Here is a 17,385-nt window from a genome sequence, read left to right as displayed (position 1 = left end):
CATCTCATCCACGGTTCGGGCGTCGGCTTCGCCCGTGGATGACGAAGCATGGTGTCACGCCGCCAGTTTGCGCGGCGTCCCCAGCGCTTCCCCGACCGTGTCGAGGAACATTTCCGCGCAGGCTTTCCAGCTGTAGCGCATGGCGCGTTCGCGGGCCTGGGCGCGGTCGACCTTGAGGGCGGCGAGCGATGCTTCGCGCAAATCGTTGGAAACCGCGCCGCCAATGCCGTCGCCAACGATGTCGATCGGCCCGGTGACCGGATAGGCGGCGACGGGCGTGCCGCTGGCCAGCGCCTCGATGATGACGTTGCCGAATGTGTCGGTGCGGCTGGGGAAGACGAAGACGTCGGCCGAGGCATAGATCTCGGCCAGTTCGTCGTTAGGGCGATGGCCGAGGAAATGCGCCTGGGGATAGCGCGCCTTGAGCTTTGCAAGCTCCGGACCTTCGCCGACGACCACCTTGCTGCCGGGCAGGTCGAGGTCGAGGAAGGCCGAGAGGTTCTTTTCGATGGCGACCCGGCCGACGCAGAGGAAGACCGGGCCGGGGAAGCCGAGGTCCTTCCGTTTGTCCGGCCGGAAATGGTCGGTGTCGACGCCGCGCGTCCACGGCCTCAGCTTGTTGAAACCGCGCGCCGAAAGGTCGTCGGCGAGCGACTGGGTTGCGACCAGCGTGCCTTGGCCGGAATTGTGGAAGTCGCGCAGCCAGCGATAGGCCCAGCTTTCCGGTACCGGCAAGCGGGCGCTCAGATATTCGGGAAAGCGCGTGTGATAGCTGGTGGTGAATGGCCGGCCGGCATTGCGGCAATAGCGCCGCGCCATGATGCCGAGCGGCCCTTCGGTGACGATGTGGATGTGGTCGGTCTTGTAGCCATCGATCAGCCGTGCCACGTGGCCGGGCGTGGTCAGCGCCAGCCTTATATCGGGATAGGTCGGCAAGGGCAGCGTGCGAAAGATGTTTGGCGTCAGGAAATCCACCCCGACGTCAAAGGATTTCAGGGTTTCGGTGAGCCGCTCCAGCGTGTGGACGACGCCATTGACCTGTGGGCGCCAGGCGTCGGTGACCATCAATATGCGCATGGCGGCCCTTTGCTGGAAAGGTCGACGGTTGCCTTGAAGCGATGCCGGAACGGCGACCAGCCGGCTACAACCGCTTCGCTCCAGCGCACCCGGGCGGGCACGGGGTCGAAATGGGCCGGCAAGGACGAATCGAGTGTGATCGCACGTTTCATGCGCGCTCTTCACCACGATTTCATGACGGGCGGATGAAGCCAGATGCTTGAAGTGCATAGAGCAGCCCACCGTTCGCGGAAACGGCGAACTCCTTTAACTCTTTGTCTTGACGCAAGTCCGGACGGAAAACCGTTTTACACTTTTCCTGGAATTGCGCTTAGGCCGGAACCTTGATCACCGCGCGCAGGCCGCCAAGCGGGCTGACGTCGAGGGTGATGTCGCCGCCATGGCTGCGGGCGATGTCACGGGCGATCGACAGGCCGAGACCGGTGCCGCTGGCATCGAGGTTGCGGGCCTCGTCGAGCCGCACGAAGGGCTTGAACACATCCTCGCGCCTGTCGGCCGGAATGCCCGGGCCGTCATCGTCGATGGTGACCACAAGCGAGCCACGGCCATGATTGGCGCTGACCTCCACCGTCTTGGCATAGCGGAAGGCGTTGCCGATGACATTGGACAATAGCCGGGCGAAGGCGTTGGGCCGCACATGCACGGTCGGGTCGCCGGAAAGCGTCGTCGACAGCTTGCATTTGCGCAGGCTCGCTTCTTCGCTGAGCTTCTGGAAGTAGGCGTCGAGATCAAAGCGCCCGGGATCCTCCGAGGCCTCGCCGCGGGCGAAGGAGAGATAGCCTTCGAGCATCGACTGCATGTCGTCGATGTCCTGGTTCAGCGCCGCCTTGGTCTCGGCCTTGCCGCCGGCCAGCGCCAGCTGCAGCTTGAAGCGGGTGAGGATGGTCCTGAGATCGTGGCTGACGCCGGTGAGCATCGCGGTGCGCTGCTCGATCTGGCGCTCGATGCGCTCGCGCATCTGGATGAAGGCAAAGCCGGCGCGGCGCACCTCCTCGGCGCCGCGCGGGCGAAAATCGCGCGGCATCGGCCGGCCCTTGCCGAAGCTTTCGGCGGCCTCGGCGAGCGTCAGGATCGGCCGGATCTGGTTGCGCAGGAAGGGGATGGCGATCATCAAGAGCACCAGCGAGGTACCGACCATCCAGATCAGGAAGATGTGGGTGTTGGAGGCATAGGCCTGACTGCGGCGCACGAAGACGCGCAGCACTCTGTTCTCGAGCTGGACGCGCACCTCGACGATGTTGGAATTGCCGACCGTGTCGATCCAGAACGGCCGGTTGATCTGGCGGGTGATCTCGGCGGAAAGAACGTCATCGAGGATCGAGAAGAACGGTTTGGGTCCCGGCGGTGGCAACGGATCGGGCGGCAGGAGGTCGACCTTCAGCTGCATGCGGTCCTGCGCGATGCGGATGATGTTGGCGTAGTCGGCGTCGTGCGGATAGGTCTCGATCAGGTCGATGATGGCGGCGATGTCGCGTACGGTGGCCTGCGACAGGCGCTGCGTCACGGTTGCCCAATGGCGCTCCATGAAGACGAAGGCGACCACCGATTGCAAAAGGATCATCGGCGCGATGACGATGATCAGCGAGCGCGCATAGAGGCGCTTGGGCATATAGAGCGAGACGAGGCGCCAGAACCGGTTCCAGATGCGCGGCACCGCCTTGAGCGTTCGCGTGGCACGTGCGCTCAAGCCGTCATTTCCCGGCTGTTCCAGTTCCGTGGTCGCCATTGGCCCGTTTCATCCGTCGGCGGCCATTGTGGCCGCGGCCGGTATTCTATTCCACGCTGAGCCGATACCCAATACCGCGCACGGTCTGCAGCCAGACCGGATTGGAGGGATCACGCTCGATCTTGCGGCGCAGCCGGTTGATCTGAACGTCGATGGTGCGCTCGCCGACCTCCGAATCGTCGCCGACGAGTTCGTGGCGCGGGATGGTTTCGCCGGCGCGCGCGGCAAAGATCGCCAGGATCTCCTGCTCACGGTCGGTCAGCTTCAGCGCCTCGCCGCCGCGCTTCAGTTCGCGCCTGGCGATCTGGAAGGTGTAGGGGCCGAAGACCAGCTGTTCGACCTTTGGCGTCGCCGTCGGGCCGCCGCGGCGCAGGATGTTGTTGATGCGCAGGATCAGCTCGCGCGGATCGAAGGGTTTTGGCAGATAATCGTCGGCGCCGGCCTCGAGCCCCGAGATGCGGCTGTCGGTTTCCGACAACGCCGTCAGCATCAGGATCGGCACGTTCTTTTCGGCACGCAGCGCCTTGGTCAGATCGACGCCGCTTTCGCCCGGCATCATGACATCGAGCACGAGCAGGTCGAAGTCGAGGCCGGCGAGCTTGCGGCGGGCCTCACCGGCATTGCCGGCGACGGTGACGCGGAAACCGTTTTCGGTCAGATATTGCTTGAGAAGATTGCGGATGCGGGTGTCGTCGTCGACCACGAGCAAATGCGGCGCGTCGTCATCCGGTGCGGTCGCCTGGTCGACCCTCTCAGTGCTCTCCATGGCTTTTTCCTGACATTTTTGCGGACCCAACGTCGATCTGAGCTCTCAGTTCCGGATTGACCATCGCTTCGAGGAAGCGTTCCACCAAGGCCCGTTCGGTGGCGCCGGAATCTTCCAATGCAGCACGGATGCGGCGCGACTGTGGCCGCGCCAGCGCCAGCGCCAGCGCACGGCCCTTGGCCGTCGGATAGAGCTCACGCTGGCGGCGGTCCCGCGGACCTTGCAACTGCACGACATGGTCGGTGTCGATCAGTTGCTTGAGCACGCGCGCCAGGCTCTGTTTGGTGATCTTCAGCACGTCAAGCAGTTCGGCGACCGTCAGGCCTGGCCGCCGGTTGACGAAATGCAGCACACGGTGATGAGCGCGGCCGAAGCCATAATCGGCCAGGATCTGATCGGGATCGGAAGTGAAGTCGCGATAAGCGAAGAAGAACAGCTCGATGATGGCGAAGTCGATGCCGTCCTCGACTGACATTGCGGTCCTGATCGGTTTTCCAGCTGCGTGGCTTCGGTCCGTCATCATTTCTCCATGGGAACAGGAGATTATGTCAGTACTATTGACGTAATTTCCCTGCAATGATAATTTTTGACAAGCTTTTGGGCGGATTGCGAACAAAAAGGCAAGACGGGCGGGTTTTTCCGGAATTTCCTGAGTTTGCCAGAGCGCGATTATCCGCTTACGCTTCGAGACACCGGCTGGCGTCTCCAATCTCACGGCGCGGCCAAAAAGAACACGCAACGACACTGAAGATATGCGGGCCGGCGCCCGCGGGAGGTTACCATGGCATCCGTTCCCTTCGATCAACTGGACGGCTTCATCTGGATGAACGGCGAGTTCGTTCCATGGGGCGACGCCAAGATTCATGTGCTGACCCATGGCCTGCATTACGCCAGCGCGGTGTTTGAGGGCGAACGCGCCTATGGCGGCGTGATCTTCAAGCTCAACGAGCACACCGAGCGTCTGCATGAATCGGCGCGCCTGCTCGGCTTCAAGATCCCCTATTCGGTGGCCGAGCTCAATGATGCTTCGACCAAACTGTTGAAGAAGCAGGGTTTCCAGGATGCCTATGTCAGGCCGATCGCCTGGCGCGGCAGCGAGCAGATGGGTGTTTCGGCGCAGAACAACCGCATCAATGTGGCCATCGCCATCTGGCAGTGGCCGAGCTATTTCGATCCGGCGCAGAAGCTGAAGGGCATTCGGCTCGACGTGGCGGAATGGCGCCGGCCCGACCCGCGCACGGCGCCGTCCAAGTCGAAGGCCGCCGGCCTCTACATGATCTGCACCATGTCCAAGCACGCCGCCGAGGCCAAAGGATATGCAGACGCCATGATGCTCGACTGGCGCGGCCAGGTCGCCGAAGCGACCGGCGCCAACATCTTCTTCGTCAAGGACGGCAAAATCCACACCCCGAAGCCCGACTGCTTCCTCGACGGCATCACCCGCCGCACGGTCATTGGCCTGGCCAGGGATCGCGGCCTGGAGGTCATCGAACGCGTCATCATGCCGGAGGAACTCGAAGGCTTCGAGCAATGCTTCCTGACCGGAACCGCGGCGGAGGTCACGCCGGTCTCGGAGATCGGCCCCTACCGATTCGAGGTCGGCGAGATCGCCAAGAACCTTATGAACGACTATTCTGTGGCCGTTCAGCCCATGCATGCGATCGCCGCAGAATAACGAAAGTCACAGCTTTTCGCGCAAGTAGGGGCGGTTTTCGAACCGCCCCTTTTATTTCAGCGTTTGTGCATTTGACTTTCATTCAATTCGGCGTCTCATGATGGCGTCGGCCCGGAAGGCTGGCAGCTATGGAGGGACTGGCAATATGGACATGAACACGCTTCTTCCGATCATTATTCAGATCATTACAGGCATCATCGGTGGTCAGGCGGTCGGCGCGGCGATCAAGACGGCGGCGATGGGACAGCTTCCCAAAATCCTGGCGGGAGCCGTTGGCGGCGTCGGCGGCGCGGCGATCCTTGGCAGCCTGCTCGGCGGCGGCACGATCACTCCGGACGCAGCCGCGGCGGCGACGAGCAGTCTCGGCAGCGCACTGAACCTGAACAATATCGTCGGCGGCGCCGGCGGCGGCGCGATCCTGACCGCCATCGTCGGCGCGGTCATGGGTGCCATGAAGAAGTAGGCGATTTCTGTCTAAGGTTTCAAATGGGCGGCTCCGGCCGCCCATTCTGTTTTAAGGCGACTGACTGTTCGTCTTTCGAGGGGTGGACGCCTTTCACCGGCGCCTCTACATGACCGCTTTGACATCGAAAGGACGATCATGGGTCAGCTCAACGCCGGCATCGTACCGGTCACACCGTTCCAGCAGAACTGCACCATCCTGTTCGACATGGACGACAAGCACGGCGTCATCGTCGATCCGGGCGGCGACATCGATAAGGTGTTGGGCGTGTTGAAGGACAATGCGATCACGGCCGGAGCCATCTGGATCACGCATGGTCACATCGATCATGCCGGCGGTGCGATGGAGCTCAAGGCGGCGCTGGGCATCGAGATCATCGGCCCGCACGAGGCCGACAAACCCCTGCTCGACAATCTGGAAAACCAGGGCAGGCGCTACGGTATCGCCGGTTCGCGCAATTGCGTGCCAGACCGGTTCCTGACCGAGGGGGAGACGGTGTCGTTCGGCTCGCATCTCTTCGAGGTGCTGCATTGCCCCGGCCATGCGCCGGGCCATGTCGTCTATTACAACCGGGCGGCCAAATTCGCCCATGTCGGTGACGTGCTGTTTCGCGGCTCGGTCGGCCGCACCGACCTGCCGGGTGGCGACCATGCGGCGCTGATCGCTTCGATAAAGGACAAGCTTCTGCCGCTCGGCGACGATATCGGTTTCATCTGCGGCCATGGGCCGGGCGGCCGCTTCGGCGAGGAGCGGCGGACCAATCCGTTTTTGGTCTAGAGCGTCAGGCGAATAGGGTGAATCGTTGGGATTCCCTTTTCGACTGAAGTCTGATTCCTATGGATGCGGAGGTGCACCATGGGCAAAGCGGTTTCGCAGGATTTGAGGCTTCGACTTGTTCGCGGCATTGCCGAGGGCAAGTCGCGGCGGGCAGTTGCGGCGCAGTTTGAGGTGGCGCCTTCGACGGCGGTACGCGTTCAGGCACGCTATGCGGCGACTGGTTCCGTCGAACCGGCCCGTCAGGGGCGTCCTGCCGGGTCTGGCAAACTCGGCCCGTATCGTCAGGCCATTGTCGACAAAGTGATGGCCAGGCCGGACATCACGATGCCTGAGCTTGGCGCGTGGCTTGAAGACGAGCACGGCGTCAGGGCGGACCCGTCGAACCTGTCGAAGTTGCTGTGCCGGGAGGGGTTTACGTATAAAAAAAGCCCTGCTGGCGTCGGAGCAAGAACGGCCCGACGTGAGAGCGGCGCGGCGTGAGTGGCGCGACCATCATCAGCCTCTGATGCGCGCCGTGCCGGCGCGGATCGTCTTCATCGACGAAACGAGCGTGAAGACCAACATGACCCCATTGCGCGGGCGCAGCCTGCGCGGCAAGAGGCTCCTCGCCGATGCGCCCTTCGGCAAATGGCATACCCAGACCTTCATCGCCGGCCTGCGTTGCCATGAACTGGTGGCCCCCTGGATCATCGAGGGAGCCATCGACGGTGCGGCGTTCGATGCCTATGTCGAAACCCAGCTCGCACCGGCTCTCGGGCGCGGCGACATCGTTATTCTGGACAATCTCAATGTCCACAAAAGTCCGCGCGCCGCAGAGGCACTCAAACAGCGCGGCGCCAGGTTCCTCTTCCTGCCCAAATATTCGCCGGACCTCAACCCGATCGAGATGGCCTTCGCAAAGCTCAAAACCCTGTTGCGAAAGGCCAAAGCGCGCACCTACGACGATCTTGTCCGCGCCGTCGGAAACATCTGCGCCATGTTCGATCCAACCGAATGCTGGAACTATCTCAAACAGGCAGGCTACGTTGCATGTTAATCGCCCGACGCTCTAATTCGGTAGAGATTCAGACGATCCCGAACAACTTGACCAGACCGTTTCCGAAAGCTGGCGCCGCCCCTCATTGTCCTGCCGGACGTTCGTCATCCGAAAAACCAAGCAATTGGCTTTTCGTCCGCTGTGCGGACCACTTCTCAACTCCCCGTATACGGACGGGGAGAAAGACAGCCTGTACAGAGGATTTCGACAATCTCCAGCGTCGCAGTACCAGCGCCAGCATTGCGGCCAGTTCTCTTCTCCCCGTCCCTGTACGGGAGAAGGTGCCGGCAGGCGGATGAGGGGCGGCGCTGACTTTTGCAGCCGCAGATTGCCCTCAAAATCCTAGAGCCCAAACAAAAAGCGCCGACCTCGCGGTCAGCGCTTTCTGTTTTGGGGCAGGGAAGCCTCAGTTGGCCGTGCAGAAATGCTGTTCGCCGTCATTGCCGGTGAAGGTGCCGGTGCGGGAATTGAAGGTGCGGTAACGGTCCGAGCAATACTCGTACCAGTCGCGCGTCCACGGTTCGGCATAACGGTCGGCGTACACCACCCGAGGCTCCGCGTAGTAGCGGCGGACAGGGGCCGGGCGCACGCTCACGTCACGATCGTAATAGTAACCGTCATCGTAATAGTCTGGCGGCGGCGGTTGCTGGTTGGCCAATGCACCGCCGATCAGCGCGCCGGCGGCGAGGCCGAGGACGCCGGCTGCGACGGCGTCGCCATGGCCGTGACCGTGATGATGCCAACGATGCCAGTCATCGGCGTTGGCCGCGGGCAGGGCCACAAGCATCGTGGCGGCCACGGCGGCAGACAGCACGGCTGTCTTGAAAATTCGGTTCATGTCGATCTCCTTCGTGCCAGCCCGTATGATTTTTCGGGAATGCGGTCCGGCTTTACGAAAGATTAATATGAGACCGTGGCTGAACGGGGGCTGAACGGATTTTATGTGCCGCGCTGCCACAAGCATCAAAAAACGCACGCTCTGGGGAGCGGACCTGGCCTGCCGGAGCGTTCGGCCTGAAGCCGGCTCAGCCGATCGACAGGTTGACGGCCTTCGGACCCTTGCCGCGTTTATCCGGCTCGGTGTCGAATGTCACTTTCTGCCCATCTTCGAGACCGGGAAGACCCGACGCCTGCACGGCCGAAATATGGACGAAGACATCCTTCGCGCCATCGTCCGGCGTGATGAAGCCGAAGCCTTTGGCATGGTTGAAGAATTTGACGGTGCCGGTCTGCGGCATGGGAAGCTCCTTTGATCCCATAAACTCCAGTCTCGGGCCGGCAAATGCCCGAGAGGAAATTTGTCCTTTATTTTAGCGTCATCGGCAAGAGAAAGTTTTGCGGAGACTTAAAGCGCGTTACGCTTTAAGTCCTTGTTATGACGCATGTCGTTGACCCAAAACCGGAACCGTTTTGGGCGACATGCTTTTATGCTGTCCTGCGGACATGAAAAAGGCGCGACAAAAAACGCCGCGCCTTCAAAAATCTGTCTGCGTGCCCAGAGGCTGGGCAAGCTCCGCCCCCTCATTCGCCCGCCATCAAGAGCGGGCGGCGTCCCGATGGTTCAGGCCGCGCGGAGATTGACCGCCTTCGGGCCCTTGCCCATGCGGTCCGGCTCGACGTCGAAGGTAACCTTCTGGCCGTCAACGAGCGTGCGCAGGCCCGATGCCTCGATCGCGGAAATGTGGACGAACACGTCCTTGGCGCCGCCATCGGGCGTGATGAAACCGAAGCCTTTGGTCGCGTTGAAGAATTTAACGGTGCCGGTCTGGGCCATTGGGGAAACTCCTTCACCCGTTCAGTCTTTGGTGGTCCTGCCCGCCACCTGGCGTCGAGGGCAGTTCCCGGTGGTTGCTTCGGCAGTCATGCATTGGCGCATTGTCAAAACCCCCCGCCGAAAAACGGGGCCGTCAGAGATTCACAGTATCGGGGAAAGGTCGTCCAAAACGTTCCGCTCTCCGGGTCGCAAATGCCCGAACACGGAATTTATCGCATGGAAACGTGAAGGTTGCAAGATAGCGCCGCGGGCCGCCATTATGAGCGCATCCCGACGCAAGAATCGACCGATTTGAGCGTCGACGGGCCGCAGATAGGCCTCGTCGCCGGGCGGGTCATCGGCCCACAGCCGCAGTCACGCATGGGCCAGGGAGATCTTCTACCCCGCCCGCCACGTCCCGAACCGCAATTCTGCACCAAGCAGTACGAGCCGGTCTGCGCCCGGCGCGGCGGCGACCGCCAGACCTTCGCCAATGCCTGCCTTGCCGACCGCGCCGGCTATCGCATCGTGCGCGACGGCCCCTGCCGCGAAGGCGGTGGTGGTGGCGAAGAGCAGACCTTCTGTACTCGTGAATACGCGCCCGTCTGGGCCCGTCGGCGTGGCGAGACGCGCACCTTCCCCAACGCCTGCGAAGCCCGCGCCGCGGACTACCGCATCGTTGGCGGCGGGCCGTGCTGAGAGGCTGTTGCCCTCTTCCTTCCAGCAGGGAAGAAGGCAGGCGCCGCTTGCGAGCGAGCCCATTTGCCGGCAACGCAATGGCCGAGGCAGACAAGCAAAGCCTTGAACCTTTGGCGCCAATGGCCTAGATCGCGGCAGGCGGACAAACACGGCAGGTTTCCCATTAACAGAGATCAGAGAAGAGCGGCGGGTGCGGGAGTCAGGTCTGGCGCGACCAAGTCTGGCGCGGGAGGCCAGCCGCCGCTGGGCCTCGACCAGTATGTGCAGCAGGCGCTGCAACTGCACCAGGCCGGGCGCCGGCAAGAGGCTGAGTCAATCTACCGGCAGGTGCTGGCGCGTCAGCCCAAACACGCGGCGGCCGCGCATTTCCTGGGATTGCTGCTGCATCAGACCGGGCGTAGCGAAGAGGGGCTGGAACTCCTCGAACAGGCTGTGAGCCTGCAGCCGACGAATCCCGATTTCCTCAACAATTTCGGCACGGTGATGCGCGACCTTGGCCGCGTCGCGGCGGCGATCGATTTCTTCCGAGGCGCGGTGGACCTGCGGCCGGAACAGCTGGCGGCGCGCGACAACCTCGGTTCGTCGCTGAAGCAGCTCGGCCAGTTCGAGGAGGCCGAAGAGGTCTATCGCGGCACGGTCGCGCGCAATCCATTTCATGTGCGCGCCCGCATCGGGCTTGCCGAAACCCTGGAGGAAGCCGGGCGGCTGGACGAGGCGCTGTCTGCTTTCCGCGAAGCGCTCGCGATACGCCCGAAGGATGCCGACCTGTTGCACGGGCTCGGCGTCGGGCTGATGGAAAAGGGCAAGCTCGACGAGGCGGCGGATCTGTTCCGGCAAGCAGTGGAGGTCCAGCCCGCCATGGCGCGTGCCTGGCTAATGCTGACGCAGGTCAAGCGGCAGAAGGAGCGCGACGCCGAATTGGCCGGCATGGAGGCCCAGCATGCCAAGGCGCCGCAGGACAGCCTGGCCCGCATGCAGCTGTCCTTCGGACTCGGCAAGGCCAACGACGATCTGAAGGACTATAGCAGGGCCTTCGACTATTTCGCCGAAGGCAATGCCATCCGCCGCAAGGGCATCGACTACGATCCCTTGAAGACACGCGCCGAGTTCGAGGCGATGAAGACGGTATTCGATGCCGGCTTCTTCGAAAGGCACAGGCCGAGCGCGATCGCCGATGACGCGCCGATCTTCGTCGTCGGCATGCCGCGCTCGGGCACGACGCTGGTCGAACAGATCATCGCCAGCCATCCGCAGGTCTATGGCGCGGGTGAGCTCAGCATCCTGAAGAAGGCGGTGGGCAAGCAGTTTCCGTCGAACATGCCCGGTGGTTTCCCCTGGGGCGTCTCCGACGCGGACGACGCGGATTTCGCCGAGGCGGGGCAGGCCTATCTCGACATGCTGCACACCCGCTACCCGCATATGCGCCACGTCACCGACAAGATGCCGGGCAACTTCCTGCTCGTCGGCTTCATCCACATGATGATGCCGAAGGCCAGGATCATCCACTGCGCCCGCGATGCGGCGGCAACCTGCCTTTCGATCTACAAGGTGCATTTCCGCGGCGACAGCCATCGCTATGGCTATGATCTTGGCGAACTCGCCGACTTCCACAATCTCTACACCGACATCATGGCGCATTGGCACAAGGTGCTGCCCGGCGTCGTGCATGATGTGCGCTACGAGGATTTCGTCGCCGATCAGGAAGGCCAGAGCCGGGCGCTCATCGACTATCTCGGGCTGCCCTGGGACGATGCCGTGCTGTCGTTCCACGAGACCGACCGGCCGGTGCGCACGGCTTCCGCCGCGCAAGTGCGCCAGCCGATGTATCAAGGCTCTGTCGACCTGTGGAAGCGCTATGGCGACAGGCTGAAACCGTTGCTCGACAAGCTGGATTAGCGCCCTCCTTATGGATTAGCCGAAGCCCACCCAGCTTCGTCATCCACGGGCGGAGCAGCCGCGAAGCGGCGTCGCGAAGACCCGAGGATCCATGCCGCGACGTCGATCGAAGGATGCAACGGCGCAGAATTCTGCACCATTTTCAACGCTTTAACGTCACGGCATGGATCTTATGGTCTGCGCCGCGTCGCTGCGCTCCTTGCTCCGCCATAGGATGACGAAGCGATAGCGTTCCGTCGCTCCTCAAAGCTCCAGGAACGGCTGGAAGCCGCCGAAGATCATGCGCTTGCCGTCGAACGGCATTGACGACCAGTCCATCTTCAGGCGTTCATCGGCCATCACCTTGGCCATGACCGCGTCGCGGCTCTGCCTCGACTCGTAGATCACCCAAGAGAAGATGACGACCTCGTCGTCCTTGGCCTGCACGGCGCGCGGGAACGAGGTCAGCTCGCCGTAAGGCACGTCGTCGCCGACGCATTCGACATAGGCGAGCGCGCCGTGCTCCTTCCAGATGGCGCCGCCATTTTCAGCCATTTTCTTATACGCATCGAGCCTTGCCTTGGGCACGGCCAGCACGAAACCATCGACATAGGACATTGTGGGTTCCTTTGTTGAAGTGGAGCGCCGGGTCGGCAGGGATGCAGCCCGGCGCAGGTGAACGCATCACGCCCTCGGGAAAGGGCGCTGGCTCGCCAGTTTACTTGACCGGCGCGTTCATCGCCCAGGCAACGCCGAAGGGATCCTTCACCTGGCCCCATCGGTCGCCCCAGAACATGACCTGCAGCGGCGTCACGACCTCACAGCCGGCGTCGACGGCACGCTTCCACCAGGCATCGATATCGTCGCTGCCGAGATGGAGTTGCAGCGTGTAGCCTTGCGCCGCCTGATGTGGATGGCCGTGTTCGGGATAGGCGTCGCCCAGCATCAGCGTCGAGCCGTTGATGTGGAGATGGATGTGCATGGTGCGGCCCTTCTCGTCCGCCGGATAGGCAAAGACCTGCTCCGCGCCAAAGGCCTTCTTGTAGAATTCCGCGGCCTTGAAGGCGCCGTCCACCTGGAGATAGGGGGTCAATCCGCCGAGCACTTCCGCCCTGGGCTGAACTGGGGTCTGGTCAGTCATGTCTTGCTCCTCTTTACGTTCGGTTTGGGCCTCGCCAGTCATAGGACGCATGAGGTGACGGCTATCCTACACGGCCGTCAAATTTTTCTCGCGGACCGAGCCTGGAGAGGCGGGCCGCCGGCGGGCTTTATGCATGGTAGACTGGCCGTGGTCATATGACCTTGGCAGAGAAGGTGGCCGCGCGACGGCTGTTCTTGGCGTCGAAGAGTTCCGGAAAGCCGACGTCCTTGCGCAATTCAGCCGGCAGCGAAAGCAGGATGCGCTCGCTGCGGTGGCGGGCGCGCGCCGCCGCATAACGGGTCGCAATGCGTCCGATGGATGAAAGAACCGACATGATGCATTCTCCCTGGGTTGGCGCCGGCATCATCGTGTCGGCGTCCCAAGGACGTGGCATCGGGCGGCGGTCCGACAGATCGGGCAGAATTTTCTGTACGGGTGTGCGCCGGCCCGTTGTTTTCGACGGGCCGGCTACGTTTCTCAGGCCGCGGCCTGTGCCACCTGGCGGAAGAAATCCTCGGGGTCGTCAACCTCGGTCAGCTTCCGTTTCTCGATCAGCCAGAAGCGATTGCCGATGGCGCGGATGAAGGAGCGGTCATGCGAGGCGAGCACGCAGCTTGCCTCGTGCGCCAGCAGTTCGGCTTCCAGCGCTTCCTGGCCGTCTATGTCGAGATGATTGGTTGGCTCGTCGAGCAGATAGAAATTGGGATCGGCGAGCCTGAGCGCCAGCATCATCAGCCGCGCCTTCTGGCCGCCGGACAGCACGCCGATCTTGCGCTCCTGCACGTCGATGCTGACGCCGGCGCCGGCGAGCAGCGAGCGGGCGCGCTGCTCGCCGACATCATGGCGGCGCGAGACCATCGCCACTGGCGTGTCGTCGCCGCTGATGCCCGACAGGGCCTGATCGCTGTAGCCGAGCACCGTTGACGGCGTCACCTTCACGTTCTCGGCGGTTTCCGGCTCGAGGATGGGGTTGCGGATCAGGGTGACGAAACGCGACTTGCCGACGCCGTTGCGGCCGAGCAGCACGATGCGGTCGCCCTGGCAGATGTGGCGCCTGCCGGTCCTGAACAGCAGTGTGCCGTCGGGCGTTTCGACGGCCGCGTCGTCGAGCGTGATCAGCACCTTGGCATGCGTGCCGCGATTGGCCAGCCTTATGGTACCGGCCGAGCGCTCGCGATGCGCCGCGACAGCCGCGTCCTCCAGCTTTTCCGCGCGGTCCTTGAGCTGCCTGGTCTTGACCGTCAGCAGGTCGCTGCCGGAATTCATGCCGATGTTGTTGAGCTTGGCCGCCTGCTTGCGCCCGCGCATGTCCTCGGGCACGTCGAGCGAGTCGAGAACGACGTCGACACGCCACATCTCGCTGTCGGCTTGCTCGGCCGGCAAGGCATCGGCCACCACCTGCTGGAAGGTGCGGCCAAGCAGGGCAGGGGGAACCGACTGTTCGACATGGCCGATGCGGAGGCCGCGCGTGCGGGTCATGTCGCCTGATGTCGGTTCCATCTCGCCGGTCAGGCATTTCAGCAGGGTGGACTTGCCGCGGCCGTTCGCGGCGACGATGCCAAGCCTGTCGCCGCTGCCGATGGTGAGGTCGAGATTGGAGAAGAGCGGCGCGCTCATGGTGACGCCGAGGGATTTGAGGCTGATCAGGGCCATTGTGATTTCTCTGGTCTGTCCGGAGGCAAACTCCGGTTCGATGCACTTTGACGGTGCGTGTGCCGGCCGTCAGGCTCAGGCATTGCGCACCACGGGCAGACCAAAAAATCGAAGCGGGAAAAACCCGGACCGTCCCTGGTCAGCCCTGCAAGCAAGCTCGCAGGGCGGAAATCGGGCCACGCTGACGATGGTGACGATAGAACGTGAACACGTGAGCCCTCCTTTCAAGACGTTCGAGTGTCGGGACTGGCTACACCAAAGGCGGGGCAGATGGCAAGGCCGCCTGCGGCACTACCTTGGCGCTGCGCGGGAATGGGTCCAGCACCAGCACGCAGCCGCCGATGATCGCCACCGCGCCGAAAGCCTGGATGATGGTCAGCGTCTCGCCGAGCATGACAGTGCCAACCAGCACCGCGATCGTGGTTACGGCGAATTCGACGCTGATCGCCCTGGTCGCGCCGATGCTGGCCACCAGCCGGAAATAGACGACGTAGGTCATCGCGCTCATCACGCAGGCGAGGATAGCGAGGTAGAGGAAGTCGACCGCGCGCGGCAGGGCCGGTGCCGGCACGGCGAGGAGCAGCGGCAGCGTCATCAGGCCGCCGAACAGGAAGGCGGCACTGGTGACTTCCCACGAGCCTGCAGAGCGCAGATGGCGATTGGCGTAATTGCTGCCGAAGGCTGCCGAGAACGAACTGAACAGGGACGCGGCACAGCCAAAAGCGAAGGGCGCCGTGATCGGGACGGCGGGAAAGCCGACCAGAACGATGATACCGGCGGTCCCGAGCAACAGTCCCGCCAGCCCGCGAACGGTTATGCGCTCAAGCCCCCACAATTGGCTGATGATCATCGAGAACAGCGGGATGGCAGCAACAAGGATGGCCGCCATCGCCGTGCCGATGCGCGGCGTGGCATAAGACAGGCCGATCAGCTGTGCCGCCACCGTCGTTGCGCCGACCATCGCGAAGGGCCTCCAGCCGGCGCTGAAATCGAGCTTGCGCCTCGTCGCGGCGGCAAACAGAAAGAGCGTGATGCCCGCGACCAGCGACCGCAAGGTGACCGCGCCGACCCAGCCAAAAGCATGCACCACCTTGAGCAGCACCAGGAACGACAGCCCCCAAGTGACGGCCAGAAACAAGTAGGCGGCGATGTCTCTGGGTTTCATGGTTGGTGGGGAAGGTTGTTGCGGCTTGCTGCGGCTTATCGTTTCCGCCGGAAGGTGGCAAGCGCGAGCTCATGGGCCAGCCGACGGCACGACGAGCCGGACTGCCGGGGTTTTGCGCTGCCCCTCATCGCCCTGCCGGGCGTTCGTCGTTCGAAAAGCCAAGCAATTGGCGTTTCGTCCGCTGCGCGGACCACTTCTCAACTCCCCGTATAGTGACGGGGAGAAGGACGCTGCTGCCAACTTATATTTCGCCAATCGCCAGCGTTGCAAGACGGGCGCGAGGTCGCGGCCAGCTGACTTCTCCCCGTTTACGGCATATGCGCTAAGATAGCTTTGGCATGGCTTGAAACTTACGTTTTCGTGGTGGCTCGCGCCAACGATATCGCAAGGCATGGAGATTCTGGCGCAGGATTGCCAAGGGCGGTTGTGTAAAAATCGCTGCGATCAGGGAGGCGACGATCTGGCGGGTGGCGCGCCACAGTAGCGGGCGCCCGTCGCTCAAGGGGGAGAGACACCAAACTCCTGCGAGAGGGGTTCGGTCACAAGCGCGATGAGGAAGTGGGCAAGAATCCAGGGCTTTGCGATCCTTGGGTCTTTGGCGGGGGGCGCGCGCAGCCCGATCAAGCTCTTCAGGCGCTTGAAGGCGAGCTCGATACGCCAGCGCATACGATAGAGCTTGAGACCGTGCCGGCGGGGAACTCCTCCTGGCCAAGCGAGGTCACAAGGATCACGAAGCCAGCAGCAATCAGCGTCTCCGGTCGAACCTGATTGCCCTTGGCCTTGGCTTCCTTGTTGATTTTGCGCCGCGCTTCTTGCGCCGCGGCTTCGGATTTGCGCAAGGCGATCAGGCGCATCTTCACAGGCTCACCCTTTTTGAGGCCCAGCCGGACAGGCATTTCGAAGACCTCCTCGCGGCAGCTCTCCAGGTGGCCGATGAGATCGAACGCCTCGCCGTTGGCGTCGAGCCATCGCACATTCCAACGTCGCCGCCTTGCGCCATGACCTTTGCGATCCGGTCGGCCTGCAGATAGGCGCGGTCGCCGATGCGGATCTCGCCCGCTATCACCGGCACGCGGTCGATCAGCTCGGCCTCGCTCTGGTCGGTGATCTCGATGAAATCGAACTGCTCGCGCTCAAGCTCGAAGGCGCAGTGCATACGCCAAAGGCCATTGTTCTTCTTCTCATGCACACCGGCCTTGGCAACCGCCGTCGCATCGAGGATGCGGATCAGCCGGCCTTTGGCCAAACCTGCCTCCTCGCGCTTCAAAAGATGCCCGATCAAATGCTGCAGCCACGGCCCTGCATTGCGCAACCGGCCGAGCAACGCCACGTCCGAGATGTCGGCGATCCCGCTCGCCGCCGCCCAGGCCACGATGCCCCGCATGCCCACCTTGCCAAGGCAGTAAGCCAGTGTCAGGCGCAACAGATCGCTCGCCGACCTGATGCCGCGCGGTCGCAGGAACGCCTTCGTCTCGCGCGCACTTCCTGCGATCAACTCTTCGCCGCCGAGAAGCTCAATCGTCTCGGCCCAGCCGTCATCAACAAGCGATTCGTGTGTCATCCCCAGCGTAGAATCACA

Annotated in this window: 21 protein-coding genes; 6 read left to right on the top strand and 15 right to left on the bottom strand. The window is 62.9% G+C overall.

Annotated elements, in window-relative coordinates; all coding sequences use genetic code 11:
- Positions 1 to 54: 54 nt before the first annotated feature.
- The 5 genes from FJW03_RS17385 to FJW03_RS17365 form a co-directional block, all read right to left on the bottom strand.
- Positions 55 to 1,077, bottom strand: a complete 1,023-nt coding sequence (locus FJW03_RS17385; protein WP_140692190.1) for a glycosyltransferase family 4 protein — start codon at positions 1,075 to 1,077, stop codon at positions 55 to 57.
- Entirely contained in the window at positions 1,065 to 1,229 is a 165-nt protein-coding gene (locus FJW03_RS17380) for a hypothetical protein (protein WP_181165769.1), read from the bottom strand. Before FJW03_RS17380 ends, FJW03_RS17385 begins: the two co-directional genes overlap by 13 nt.
- Positions 1,230 to 1,387: 158 nt before the next feature.
- Complete coding sequence (locus tag FJW03_RS17375) at positions 1,388 to 2,803, bottom strand: ATP-binding protein (RefSeq protein ID WP_140759921.1); 1,416 nt, start codon at positions 2,801 to 2,803, stop codon at positions 1,388 to 1,390.
- Positions 2,804 to 2,849: 46 nt separating this feature from the next.
- Positions 2,850 to 3,569, bottom strand: coding sequence for a response regulator (locus tag FJW03_RS17370; RefSeq protein WP_140745437.1), 720 nt, complete (start codon positions 3,567 to 3,569; stop codon positions 2,850 to 2,852).
- Positions 3,556 to 4,089, bottom strand: a complete 534-nt coding sequence (locus FJW03_RS17365; RefSeq protein ID WP_181173109.1) for a MarR family winged helix-turn-helix transcriptional regulator — start codon at positions 4,087 to 4,089, stop codon at positions 3,556 to 3,558. Before FJW03_RS17365 ends, FJW03_RS17370 begins: the two co-directional genes overlap by 14 nt.
- Positions 4,090 to 4,350: 261 nt before the next feature.
- On the opposite strand from FJW03_RS17365, the gene FJW03_RS17360 reads away from it, so the two are divergent.
- From FJW03_RS17360 to FJW03_RS17345, 4 genes are all read left to right on the top strand, one after another.
- A complete protein-coding gene (locus FJW03_RS17360) occupies positions 4,351 to 5,244 on the top strand; it encodes a branched-chain amino acid aminotransferase (protein WP_140759923.1) in 894 nt (297 codons plus the stop codon).
- A 145-nt stretch (positions 5,245 to 5,389) separates the two neighbouring features.
- The gene (locus tag FJW03_RS17355) at positions 5,390 to 5,707 is read left to right on the top strand and encodes a hypothetical protein (protein WP_140692196.1); all 318 of its coding nucleotides are present in this window, start codon (positions 5,390 to 5,392) and stop codon (positions 5,705 to 5,707) included.
- A gap of 138 nt (positions 5,708 to 5,845) precedes the next feature.
- A complete protein-coding gene (locus tag FJW03_RS17350; protein WP_140692198.1) occupies positions 5,846 to 6,484 on the top strand; it encodes an MBL fold metallo-hydrolase in 639 nt (212 codons plus the stop codon).
- Positions 6,485 to 6,562: 78 nt separating this feature from the next.
- Positions 6,563 to 7,520, top strand: a protein-coding gene (locus FJW03_RS17345; protein ID WP_226890389.1) for an IS630 family transposase whose coding sequence is annotated in 2 segments (ribosomal slippage) — positions 6,563 to 6,913 and positions 6,915 to 7,520 — 957 coding nt in all. Because the reading frame shifts where the segments join, the coding sequence is not laid out codon by codon here.
- Positions 7,521 to 7,926: 406 nt separating this feature from the next.
- Here FJW03_RS17345 and FJW03_RS17340 read toward each other — a convergent pair.
- From FJW03_RS17340 to FJW03_RS17330, 3 genes are all read right to left on the bottom strand, one after another.
- Complete coding sequence (locus FJW03_RS17340; RefSeq protein ID WP_140692201.1) at positions 7,927 to 8,358, bottom strand: BA14K family protein; 432 nt, start codon at positions 8,356 to 8,358, stop codon at positions 7,927 to 7,929.
- Between the two features lie 187 nt (positions 8,359 to 8,545).
- Positions 8,546 to 8,758 (bottom strand): cold-shock protein, encoded by a 213-nt coding sequence (locus FJW03_RS17335; protein ID WP_006202521.1) that lies wholly within the window; start codon positions 8,756 to 8,758, stop codon positions 8,546 to 8,548.
- A 323-nt stretch (positions 8,759 to 9,081) separates the two neighbouring features.
- Complete coding sequence (locus FJW03_RS17330; RefSeq protein ID WP_006202520.1) at positions 9,082 to 9,294, bottom strand: cold-shock protein; 213 nt, start codon at positions 9,292 to 9,294, stop codon at positions 9,082 to 9,084.
- Between the two features lie 336 nt (positions 9,295 to 9,630).
- Between FJW03_RS17330 and FJW03_RS17325 the strand changes: the two genes are divergently transcribed.
- Positions 9,631 to 9,972 (top strand): Kazal-type serine protease inhibitor family protein, encoded by a 342-nt coding sequence (locus tag FJW03_RS17325; protein ID WP_226890704.1) that lies wholly within the window; start codon positions 9,631 to 9,633, stop codon positions 9,970 to 9,972.
- Between the two features lie 261 nt (positions 9,973 to 10,233).
- Positions 10,234 to 11,868, top strand: coding sequence for a tetratricopeptide repeat-containing sulfotransferase family protein (locus FJW03_RS17320; protein WP_140767456.1), 1,635 nt, complete (start codon positions 10,234 to 10,236; stop codon positions 11,866 to 11,868).
- Between the two features lie 243 nt (positions 11,869 to 12,111).
- Here the strand turns inward: FJW03_RS17320 and FJW03_RS17315 are convergent, their stop codons facing one another.
- From FJW03_RS17315 to FJW03_RS17285, 7 genes are all read right to left on the bottom strand, one after another.
- The gene (locus FJW03_RS17315) at positions 12,112 to 12,465 is read right to left on the bottom strand and encodes a DUF1428 domain-containing protein (RefSeq protein ID WP_140767457.1); all 354 of its coding nucleotides are present in this window, start codon (positions 12,463 to 12,465) and stop codon (positions 12,112 to 12,114) included.
- Positions 12,466 to 12,565: 100 nt separating this feature from the next.
- Positions 12,566 to 12,988, bottom strand: coding sequence for a VOC family protein (locus FJW03_RS17310; protein WP_140767458.1), 423 nt, complete (start codon positions 12,986 to 12,988; stop codon positions 12,566 to 12,568).
- A gap of 151 nt (positions 12,989 to 13,139) precedes the next feature.
- Positions 13,140 to 13,322, bottom strand: a complete 183-nt coding sequence (locus tag FJW03_RS17305) for a hypothetical protein (protein WP_140767459.1) — start codon at positions 13,320 to 13,322, stop codon at positions 13,140 to 13,142.
- Between the two features lie 143 nt (positions 13,323 to 13,465).
- Positions 13,466 to 14,641, bottom strand: coding sequence for an ATP-binding cassette domain-containing protein (locus FJW03_RS17300; RefSeq protein WP_140767460.1), 1,176 nt, complete (start codon positions 14,639 to 14,641; stop codon positions 13,466 to 13,468).
- Between the two features lie 250 nt (positions 14,642 to 14,891).
- Positions 14,892 to 15,806, bottom strand: coding sequence for a DMT family transporter (locus FJW03_RS17295; RefSeq protein ID WP_140767461.1), 915 nt, complete (start codon positions 15,804 to 15,806; stop codon positions 14,892 to 14,894).
- Positions 15,807 to 16,435: 629 nt separating this feature from the next.
- On the bottom strand, positions 16,436 to 16,660 hold the full coding sequence (locus tag FJW03_RS17290) for a hypothetical protein (protein WP_226890388.1): 225 nt from the start codon (positions 16,658 to 16,660) through the stop codon (positions 16,436 to 16,438).
- A gap of 2 nt (positions 16,661 to 16,662) precedes the next feature.
- On the bottom strand, positions 16,663 to 17,367 hold the full coding sequence (locus FJW03_RS17285; RefSeq protein WP_226890387.1) for a hypothetical protein: 705 nt from the start codon (positions 17,365 to 17,367) through the stop codon (positions 16,663 to 16,665).
- Positions 17,368 to 17,385 lie beyond the last annotated feature (18 nt).

It is taken from the genome of Mesorhizobium sp. B4-1-4, from assembly GCF_006439395.2.
Lineage (GTDB): Bacteria > Pseudomonadota > Alphaproteobacteria > Rhizobiales > Rhizobiaceae > Mesorhizobium.
The sequence above is the reverse complement of the archived record's forward strand: the minus strand, read 5'-3'. Positions and strand labels throughout refer to the sequence as shown.

What these genes read in the sequence shown, in the direction of transcription:
- FJW03_RS17385 (WP_140692190.1), bottom strand. Translation starts at nt 1,077, where the DNA reads ATGCGCATATTGATGGTCACCGACGCCTGGCGCCCACAGGTCAATGGC.
- FJW03_RS17380 (WP_181165769.1), bottom strand. Translation starts at nt 1,229, where the DNA reads ATGAAACGTGCGATCACACTCGATTCGTCCTTGCCGGCCCATTTCGAC.
- FJW03_RS17375 (WP_140759921.1), bottom strand. Translation starts at nt 2,803, where the DNA reads ATGGCGACCACGGAACTGGAACAGCCGGGAAATGACGGCTTGAGCGCA.
- FJW03_RS17370 (WP_140745437.1), bottom strand. Translation starts at nt 3,569, where the DNA reads ATGGAGAGCACTGAGAGGGTCGACCAGGCGACCGCACCGGATGACGAC.
- FJW03_RS17365 (WP_181173109.1), bottom strand. Translation starts at nt 4,089, where the DNA reads ATGACGGACCGAAGCCACGCAGCTGGAAAACCGATCAGGACCGCAATG.
- FJW03_RS17360 (WP_140759923.1), top strand. Translation starts at nt 4,351, where the DNA reads ATGGCATCCGTTCCCTTCGATCAACTGGACGGCTTCATCTGGATGAAC.
- FJW03_RS17355 (WP_140692196.1), top strand. Translation starts at nt 5,390, where the DNA reads ATGGACATGAACACGCTTCTTCCGATCATTATTCAGATCATTACAGGC.
- FJW03_RS17350 (WP_140692198.1), top strand. Translation starts at nt 5,846, where the DNA reads ATGGGTCAGCTCAACGCCGGCATCGTACCGGTCACACCGTTCCAGCAG.
- FJW03_RS17340 (WP_140692201.1), bottom strand. Translation starts at nt 8,358, where the DNA reads ATGAACCGAATTTTCAAGACAGCCGTGCTGTCTGCCGCCGTGGCCGCC.
- FJW03_RS17335 (WP_006202521.1), bottom strand. Translation starts at nt 8,758, where the DNA reads ATGCCGCAGACCGGCACCGTCAAATTCTTCAACCATGCCAAAGGCTTC.
- FJW03_RS17330 (WP_006202520.1), bottom strand. Translation starts at nt 9,294, where the DNA reads ATGGCCCAGACCGGCACCGTTAAATTCTTCAACGCGACCAAAGGCTTC.
- FJW03_RS17315 (WP_140767457.1), bottom strand. Translation starts at nt 12,465, where the DNA reads ATGTCCTATGTCGATGGTTTCGTGCTGGCCGTGCCCAAGGCAAGGCTC.
- FJW03_RS17310 (WP_140767458.1), bottom strand. Translation starts at nt 12,988, where the DNA reads ATGACTGACCAGACCCCAGTTCAGCCCAGGGCGGAAGTGCTCGGCGGA.
- FJW03_RS17305 (WP_140767459.1), bottom strand. Translation starts at nt 13,322, where the DNA reads ATGTCGGTTCTTTCATCCATCGGACGCATTGCGACCCGTTATGCGGCG.
- FJW03_RS17300 (WP_140767460.1), bottom strand. Translation starts at nt 14,641, where the DNA reads ATGGCCCTGATCAGCCTCAAATCCCTCGGCGTCACCATGAGCGCGCCG.
- FJW03_RS17295 (WP_140767461.1), bottom strand. Translation starts at nt 15,806, where the DNA reads ATGAAACCCAGAGACATCGCCGCCTACTTGTTTCTGGCCGTCACTTGG.
- FJW03_RS17290 (WP_226890388.1), bottom strand. Translation starts at nt 16,660, where the DNA reads ATGCGCCTGATCGCCTTGCGCAAATCCGAAGCCGCGGCGCAAGAAGCG.
- FJW03_RS17285 (WP_226890387.1), bottom strand. Translation starts at nt 17,367, where the DNA reads ATGACACACGAATCGCTTGTTGATGACGGCTGGGCCGAGACGATTGAG.